Below are 7,774 nucleotides of genomic sequence, written 5' to 3' on the forward strand. Positions count from 1 at the left end.
CATGGAAAGAGAAAAGAAAGACCTGTCATTCATCCTGATCCTGCTATCCACGCTCATCGGGACAGCCGTACTGTTTCAGTGGGCTATCGTTACGGGATTATACGCTCCACTACGTAATCCGGCCATGTGGGAAAGGCTGATGGAAAAGGATGCCCTATTCCGGTTTCTCTACGTCATCCTGATCGGCGGTCTTGCTTTTCTCTTCCCGGTAGGCAAGGTGAAAGACGAAAACAAGAAATGGGTTTACACCAGTATGACATTGGTTTCGGCATCCATGCTGGTTATCGGATTCAGCCGGTTATCAGCGTGGTATAACCTATTTGTGTTTCCTACTGTGTTTGTGGCGTACACGCTGCTTGTCATCAAGACTCTGCCTTATTTCATCCGGCGCCATGCCCAATCCGATGACAGCATTTTCGGGTTAAGCCGGGAAGAATCAGCTTTCTACTTCCGCTTTGAGACCACCTCCGGGCCGTTGGTCATCCATAAGCCGCAGCAGAATGTCTATATTGACGGCGGTCCGGGAAGCGGTAAATCGGAAAGCTGGATCAAGGGAATCATCTACCAGTGCGCCGAGCGCAACTATGCCGGATTCGTGTACGACTGGGAGGGTGATCCCACCAAGGACAAGTCACCCATCCTCTCACGTATCGCCTACGGAAGCATTGAATACTTCCGGGCTAAAGGAGTGGAGACACCCCGTTTCGCCTATATCAATTTCGTGGATATGTCACGCACGGTCAGGGTAAACGTACTCTCTCCGAAATATATGTCAAAGGGCAACGAATCGCTATTCATCCGTAACATCATCATCACGCTGATGAAAAATCTGGAAGCCAGTTGGAAAGAAAAAACAGACTTTTGGGCCAACAATGCCATTAACTACGTCTATTCAATCGCCTACAAATGTTTCAAGGAGAGGGAGCTTGGCATCTGTACGTTGCCCCATGTGATAGCCCTTGCCCTTTCGGACAGCAACCTGGTATTCCATTGGCTGTCGGAAGATCCTGAAATCGCATTGAACATGTCCTCGATGCTGACTGCCTGGAAGTTGGGCGCACAACAGCAGACAGCCGGAGCCGTATCATCCGCACAGACTCCGCTGGTACTCCTGAACAACAAATACATCTTCTGGGTGTTGTCACCACTTCCCGAAGAAGAGTTCTCTTTGGATATAACCAACAAGGAACACCCAACGCTGTTATGCGTAGGCAATGCGCCCACCATCAAGGAGGCCGTATCTCCCGCCATTTCCTGCATCGGCAGCGTACTGATGTCGCAGATGAACAATCCCGGCAAAGCAACCAGCGTATTCATGGTAGATGAATTTCCGACCATCCTGTTACAAGGCATCGACACCTTCATCGGTACCGCCCGAAAACACAATGTCGCCACCATCCTTGCCGTCCAGGACTTCAACCAAGCGGTCAGGGACTATGGAGAGAAGAGTGCCAACATCCTGAAAGCCTCTTGCGGAACACAAGCCTACGGCATGACCGGAAACGAGAAGACGGCCAAGGACATTGAGAACCTGCTTGGCGAGAAAAAAGAGGCACAGGAATCCTATTCCCACCAGACAAGTGGAAGCGGCAGCGTAACGGAAAGCCTGCAAAAAGAAAAGGTCTTAAAGGCAAGGGACATTGCCGGGCAAGCAGCCGGGCACTTCATCGGCAAGATTGCCGGAGGCAAGCCGCCATTCTTCAACGTGCAGATGGATATGTGCCGTTTTGAAGAGAAGGAGATACCCCGTTTCTCCTTGCCGGTCAGACTAGGCAACGGCAAAGAAGAGATGGAACTGGAAATCCTGGAAGAGATTATCCAGCAGAACTACATTAAAATCATTGAAGATGTCAACGCTATCCTTAAAAAGATAGAGGACAAATTAAAAGAAAAGTCAGCAGTTCCGGCAGCCGGGACACATAAGACAGAACAAAAAATCATCCGATAACATTCAACAAAAGAATCCTACCATGAGAAAAATCCATTCATTATTAGTGGCAGCCTGCTTATTGGCGGCTTCATGCAACAGAGAGGAAATCCAACCGGAAACAGACAAAGCCGGTATGTATCACATCACCGTAGCCGTAACCGGCACCTCACCCAAAGGCAGTGTACATATATATAATCTTGACGGCGTGAAATTCAGGAACGAACGCACCGGCACCTCCGCATTTTCCGTAGATGAGACCTTCACCGATAAAGTGGAATACAGTACGGAAAAGCCGGTCAGCCAAATTACCGTGCAAGGCATCCTCTATTCAAAAGAGAACGCAACCATCACCCTGCAAATAAAGAAAGACGGTGAAAGCGTGTTCAACCAGAGTAAACAGTTAGAGGCCGTTCCCGGTATAGACACTACTGTTGATTTGGTTTACAGTACCATAAAATAAAAAGCAACCATATTCAAAAATCAGGTATTTTCTCTTTTACACTTGAACGGATTTTATTATCTTTGTGAAAGATAATCTTTCTCACTTATAATATAAAACTAACACAGATGAAGTTCAACCAATTTATAGACAGACAGGATTCTTTGAAGAGATTGCGCAATGCTCTTTTAAGAACAACACCCCAGTTTCTTGTCATATACGGCAGAAGACGTATCGGTAAATCCACGCTCATTAAAGAGATCATGCAAGACAAGGATGTATATTTTCTGAGTGACCAAACGAATGAGGCCAACCAACGAGCCTTGTTTGCCAAAGCTATCGCCTACAGCATACCTCGATTTGATAAGGTCGTTTATCCTGATTGGGAAACACTACTATTGGAACTAAACGACAGGCTATCTGAACGTATAACCGTTTGTCTGGACGAATTTCCTTATATGGTTAAAAGTTGTGCTTCATTACCTTCTGTTATCCAGAAGTTGCTTAATGGAAAGACGCTCAAATATGACCTGATTATTTGCGGATCATCGCAACAACTCATGCAAGGATATGTATTGGACAAAAGAGAGCCTCTATACGGATTGGCAGATGAAATTATCAAACTGCCTCCAATTCCTGTGTCCTACATCGGCCAAGCTTTAAATGTAAACACAATTGCCGCAGTAGAAGAATATTCCATCTGGGGTGGCATTCCTCGTTACTGGGAGTTACGTGCAGATTATCCAGATATGGACACTGCCATACGGGAATTGGCTTTAGATACCAAAGGCATATTGGCCGAAGAACCGCAACGACTTCTTCGGGACGATTTACGAGATACAATACAAACCTCCACCATCCTTTCCATCATCGGAAATGGGGTCAACCGCATAACTGAAATTGCATCAAGAGCGGGAAAAGAAGCAACTCAGATATCCGAGCCTCTGAGTAAACTACGAGAATTAGGTTATATAAGACGTGAGATACCTTTCGGCGAAAGTGAGAAAAAGAGTAAAAAAGGTATCTATCGCATCAATGACAATATGTTACAGTTCTATTATCGTTTCATCGCTCCACACCGTTCTATCTTGGAATTAAGGCGTATCGATACCGTCATGCACCTCATTAACGCACAATTTACCCAACATGTAGGTGACTGTTGGGAGCATCTTTGCCGACAATATATAAGTGGCAACGAGATTGACGGTATTGTCTATAATATCGCCTCCAGATGGTGGGGAAAAATATTTCCTGAAGGCAACAAAGAGGGGACAATGATAGAATTGGATGTTGTTGCAGAATCATTCGACAAGAAACATATACTCATTGGAGAATGTAAATGGACGAACAAAGAAGATGCTCAACGATTAGCCCGGACTCTATCAGAAAAAGCTGCCCATCTTCCGTTTATCAAAGACGGTCAAGAAGTACATCTCGTCCTTTTTCTAAAGCAAGAACCAGAACATCAGGAATCAATCCGGTACTTTCTTCCAGAAGATATTATAGAAACCATCTAACCATCAATCGTATGAAAGTCGATTTCAATCAGATAAAAACAACCATTTCTCTGCCCGATTTCCTGCTGGAGCTGGGATGGAAAATCGTGGAAGGCTCTTCCAACTCCTGTCCCAAAATGAGCAACGGAACGCATACCATCGTCATCAAGCGGAACTCGCAGAACCAATATACTTATTGGGACGTGCATAGCGACAGCGTGCGTGGCCGCAGTATCATGGATCTGATGCAGGAACATCTATTTGAAACAACCGGAAAAATGCCGACCTTGCGCGAGGTGGGGGAGATCCTTCAGAACTACATCAACACCAACCGCATCACGACACCCGAAAAAAGCCGATATGAAGTAGGTAACACAAGCATGAGAGCGGACGAACTTCAATTCTACTTGAGCCAGCTACAACCCTACAAGGGCAATTATCTCCAAAAAAGAGGTATCCTGAAAGAAAGCATTGAAAGCCGGTTCTTCAAAGACACTTTATTTATTCGTGAGGTAAAGAACAAAGGGAGTGTTTACCGCAACGTGTGCATCAAGATGTACAATGAAAACGGTGTGCAAGCCATTTCTCAACGAAATGAAACATTCAAAGGGATTATCGGTGGCAAGTTCGACTGTCTGGCAACCAGCAACCATGACAAAAGCCGCCCGATAGACATCCTCTACATCGGGGAGTCATTTATAGACTGTATCTCCCACTATCAATTACGCCATTCCGGGAGCGACCTCAATCTTGTATATGTATCTACGGAAGGGACATTCACGGAAGGACAAATGAGGCTATTACGCCTGATTCTTGACAAGAACCAGGTAAAGGAGCTCCGGAGCATCTTTGACAACGACAAACAAGGGCACAAGTACACCCTATGGCTGCATCGTTACTTTCATGGCGATACGACTGATGTCGAGAGCCTGAGTAACGATGAACTCCGCAACAAGGTACGGGAACTGAAGAACGTCGAACTTTCGGAAAACAAGGATTGGAACGATGATCTGAAAATCTCGTGTGGCATCTGTTCCTCCACGGAGGACGGCCAGTAACCTCATAGATTTGCTCCATCACATAATACGACAACCTATAAAATCAGATCAATATGAATATCAAGCATTTATTTTTTTGTATGCTGCTCATTACCTTTTCCTCATGCAGCAAACCCGGCTATGAGAAGGCCATTGCGGAATGGGTTCAGACAGATTCTCACGGCACCTGGACGGATTTAAAGTTCGAACTACTGGAAGTGTTGGAAACAGAAGACGTCACCGTATCGGACAGCCTGCGCTACCTGAACAACAAAAGCGCACAATTATCCGCTGTCATACAGAAAGCGGAAAGCCCCCGTGCCTTATTCAAACCGTCCTTTTCCGCCTATATGGAAGCCGAAAAAAGCCTGAAAGCAACGGATGCCATGAAAGCCATGTACCTGCACCGTGACAGTACGGAAGTTATCGGCAAGATATTAAAATGCAGGTATGCCATCGTCCAGCCACACTCAGGGGTGCAGCAGAAAAAGACGGCTTCTTTCCTATTGTCTCCCGACATGGAAAAATGTATCGGCAAACTAAAGCCGGCAAGCAAATAATCCGAGCGTAACGATGTGTAGCGACAACGTTTTTTGGGGTTCTTTTTTGGGCGTATTCCAAAAAAGAACTCCCACACATTTAGATGTGTGGGCTATTCATTACACTACCATCCTTTCCCTTATCAATGGTATATTATCCCGTACCAAATTCAGAATCCGGTCATGATAGGCTGATAATTGGTTAGACTTTCCACGACACTGGCACACCTCCATCCTGCTAAGTGAAAACTCCACCGTTTCCATGCGCCTTCCATCCACCGTTGCCGACATTATCAACGAATCTTCTCTCTTATAATAGGCGTTGCTGAATACACAATGATGCAACAACTTTCCCTCTTTGTAAAAGTCCGAAAGGCTTTCCAATACCCGAACCATAATATTTCCATCCGCAAACGAAAGATTAAAGAAACGTGATTTGGCAGCAATATAGTCTTTTTCATCCTTTTCAGAATATTTCTTCTTACATTTCCCCATCACCCAATCATGCGCTTCTTCTACATTCAACGGACACAAATAATGAGGATTTCTCGCATCCAATTTATTTTCTATCAGCATATCCACATAGTCCAGCCACAAGTCCGCATCATGTATCACATAGTCATGTCTTAAACAGATTTTTACATACGTCCAATACTTATCCATACCGTATTTTCTCTCTAAAAATCTCAAGAACAAATTCATTTGCCCTGCCTTATATAATATCTCCATCCGATTATCAGTTAATAATGTCATAAAGAAGGAACTCGGACAAATATCATAAAAGACACCCTTAAATCCATTCCTCGTAAGTTCGGGTATCACTTTCATTCTCGGATAGATAACTGCCGGACAAATATCATAAATACGGTCATGATGCACATTCCGCTTACGCAATTCCAAAGAACTTCCATATATCCATGCATCGTAATAAAATATAGACATGCCCCGCAGCAAAGACAGCGTTTCTGTCTTGCCCTCTTTATTCATCCAACACTGTACCGCCTCAATTATAAAGTAATTAGCCGGAGACCCTTTTTTCAGTCGGCAGTCCACCATAAAAAAACGGATAACTTGATATTGCTTGTATGTAGTAATCACACAAAAATATTCTTTATATATAGCCGTCCTTTTCCTGCTATTCTCCAATTTCAGATTCATACCGCAATGAGGACATTTACAGTTTTTCTTATCTTCCTTATCCCGCCATGTATGCCCACAATCCAAACAAAAGCAATTCCCCTTTGCATCACGCTTGAAATAATGCACAAAGCAATGTTTATAGGCATAACGCTTTTGGGCCTCTGAAACGGGAGCTAACTTCCTGCTCCCATTCACGATTTCCATTTGTAATTTTGTCTTGGGTTTCATATCAAAAAAGAGTTAACTGGGTTTGTACTTCGGTGTTGTTCTCACGTTTGGCTTGTTGACGCTTCTTCAACTTTGCCAATTCTTCCTCCTGCAATTTTTTGATAGCAGCCTCACGAGCCGCTTTCTTTTCTTCCTCTGACAATTCAACATGATGATTTACGACTACATTACATTTCAATGGGCTACCCACCTCAATATTATCTTCCTGATAATAGTGCAACGCCATACCAAAAATTTCATCATCACTAAAACCACAGCAACCGCTTTTCTTCACTTGGTTTAAAATATAGGTAATGCAATTATCTATATTCTTTGTAGGTTTTTGATAGACTGGAGCAAACAGACTATCCACCGCTGCCATATTATCAAGGTATGCCTTGATGGTACTTTTAAATTGTTCTGACACTTTCATAGTATATCATTTTTAGATTTCATTTCACAATAAGCCAATTTCACGAGAAACAAGGAGAATAGGCAAATAAGAGCCAACAACGTAACCGACACAACCTTTATCGGACTTAGCGTTATTACCGCTCCGACAAACATAGCCACTGCACAAAGAGCGATGATGACCGAAAAAACAAATTGAATGATTTGCATATACTTCTGTTAATTAGTTTGTTAAACTTCTAATTTTATGCTTCAGCTAGATTTAAAGACCTTTTTTTAAAACCCCTTTCTGGGATGGCCTTTTCTTTCTGCCGACTTTTTTTTGAGCTTTCATGCCCCATCTGAGTTTATGAGCCTTTTTTTTACGGCACGCATCAATAAGGAAGGAGGGATTTAGAAAAGTTTTGGACGACAAAAAATGTTGGGGACAGCGAAGCCGTCCGGCGTTATTTTTTTCGGTACAAAGGGCGAAGACCGGAACTCTTTCGTATCCATCCACCGAAATAAATTTGCCGTTCAAAAACAAAGGGTCTCAGATGGAGCTATGAAAAACGCACATTAAGGGAGGCAGAAAA

General features: G+C 43.7%; 7 protein-coding genes. 5 read left to right on the top strand and 2 right to left on the bottom strand.

Features of this window, described 5'->3' with window-relative positions; translation table 11 throughout:
• Window position 1 precedes the first annotated feature (1 nt).
• The 5 genes from BSAG_RS15770 to BSAG_RS15750 all read left to right on the top strand — a co-directional run bounded on the left by BSAG_RS15770 (window position 2) and on the right by BSAG_RS15750 (window position 5,462).
• On the top strand, window positions 2–1,948 hold the full coding sequence (locus tag BSAG_RS15770) for a type IV secretory system conjugative DNA transfer family protein (protein ID WP_008771430.1): 1,947 nt from the start codon (window positions 2–4) through the stop codon (window positions 1,946–1,948).
• Between the two features lie 22 nt (window positions 1,949–1,970).
• Window positions 1,971–2,390, top strand: coding sequence for a hypothetical protein (locus BSAG_RS15765; RefSeq protein ID WP_008771431.1), 420 nt, complete (start codon window positions 1,971–1,973; stop codon window positions 2,388–2,390).
• A gap of 107 nt (window positions 2,391–2,497) precedes the next feature.
• Window positions 2,498–3,886 carry an ATP-binding protein gene (locus BSAG_RS15760; RefSeq protein ID WP_008771432.1) on the top strand — a complete coding sequence of 463 codons (1,389 nt, stop codon included), beginning with the start codon at window positions 2,498–2,500 and terminating at the stop codon, window positions 3,884–3,886.
• An 11-nt stretch (window positions 3,887–3,897) separates the two neighbouring features.
• Window positions 3,898–4,923, top strand: a complete 1,026-nt coding sequence (locus BSAG_RS15755; protein WP_008771433.1) for a toprim domain-containing protein — start codon at window positions 3,898–3,900, stop codon at window positions 4,921–4,923.
• A gap of 53 nt (window positions 4,924–4,976) precedes the next feature.
• Window positions 4,977–5,462: a hypothetical protein gene (locus BSAG_RS15750; RefSeq protein ID WP_008771434.1), complete on the top strand. Its 486-nt coding sequence runs from the start codon at window positions 4,977–4,979 to the stop codon at window positions 5,460–5,462.
• 99 nt (window positions 5,463–5,561) lie between these two features.
• Here BSAG_RS15750 and BSAG_RS15745 read toward each other — a convergent pair whose 3' ends face one another.
• Entirely contained in the window at window positions 5,562–6,809 is a 1,248-nt protein-coding gene (locus tag BSAG_RS15745) for a PcfJ domain-containing protein (RefSeq protein WP_008771435.1), read from the bottom strand.
• 1 nt (window position 6,810) lies between these two features.
• Window positions 6,811–7,221, bottom strand: coding sequence for a PcfK-like family protein (locus BSAG_RS15740; RefSeq protein WP_005868911.1), 411 nt, complete (start codon window positions 7,219–7,221; stop codon window positions 6,811–6,813).
• Window positions 7,222–7,774 lie beyond the last annotated feature (553 nt).

Origin of the sequence: Bacteroides sp. D1 (assembly GCF_000157095.2) — a bacterium.
Classification (GTDB): Bacteria; Bacteroidota; Bacteroidia; order Bacteroidales; family Bacteroidaceae; genus Bacteroides; species Bacteroides xylanisolvens.

What these genes read in the sequence shown, in the direction of transcription:
- BSAG_RS15750 (WP_008771434.1), top strand. Translation starts at nt 4,977, where the DNA reads ATGAATATCAAGCATTTATTTTTTTGTATGCTGCTCATTACCTTTTCC.
- BSAG_RS15740 (WP_005868911.1), bottom strand. Translation starts at nt 7,221, where the DNA reads ATGAAAGTGTCAGAACAATTTAAAAGTACCATCAAGGCATACCTTGAT.
- BSAG_RS15760 (WP_008771432.1), top strand. Translation starts at nt 2,498, where the DNA reads ATGAAGTTCAACCAATTTATAGACAGACAGGATTCTTTGAAGAGATTG.
- BSAG_RS15770 (WP_008771430.1), top strand. Translation starts at nt 2, where the DNA reads ATGGAAAGAGAAAAGAAAGACCTGTCATTCATCCTGATCCTGCTATCC.
- BSAG_RS15765 (WP_008771431.1), top strand. Translation starts at nt 1,971, where the DNA reads ATGAGAAAAATCCATTCATTATTAGTGGCAGCCTGCTTATTGGCGGCT.
- BSAG_RS15755 (WP_008771433.1), top strand. Translation starts at nt 3,898, where the DNA reads ATGAAAGTCGATTTCAATCAGATAAAAACAACCATTTCTCTGCCCGAT.
- BSAG_RS15745 (WP_008771435.1), bottom strand. Translation starts at nt 6,809, where the DNA reads ATGAAACCCAAGACAAAATTACAAATGGAAATCGTGAATGGGAGCAGG.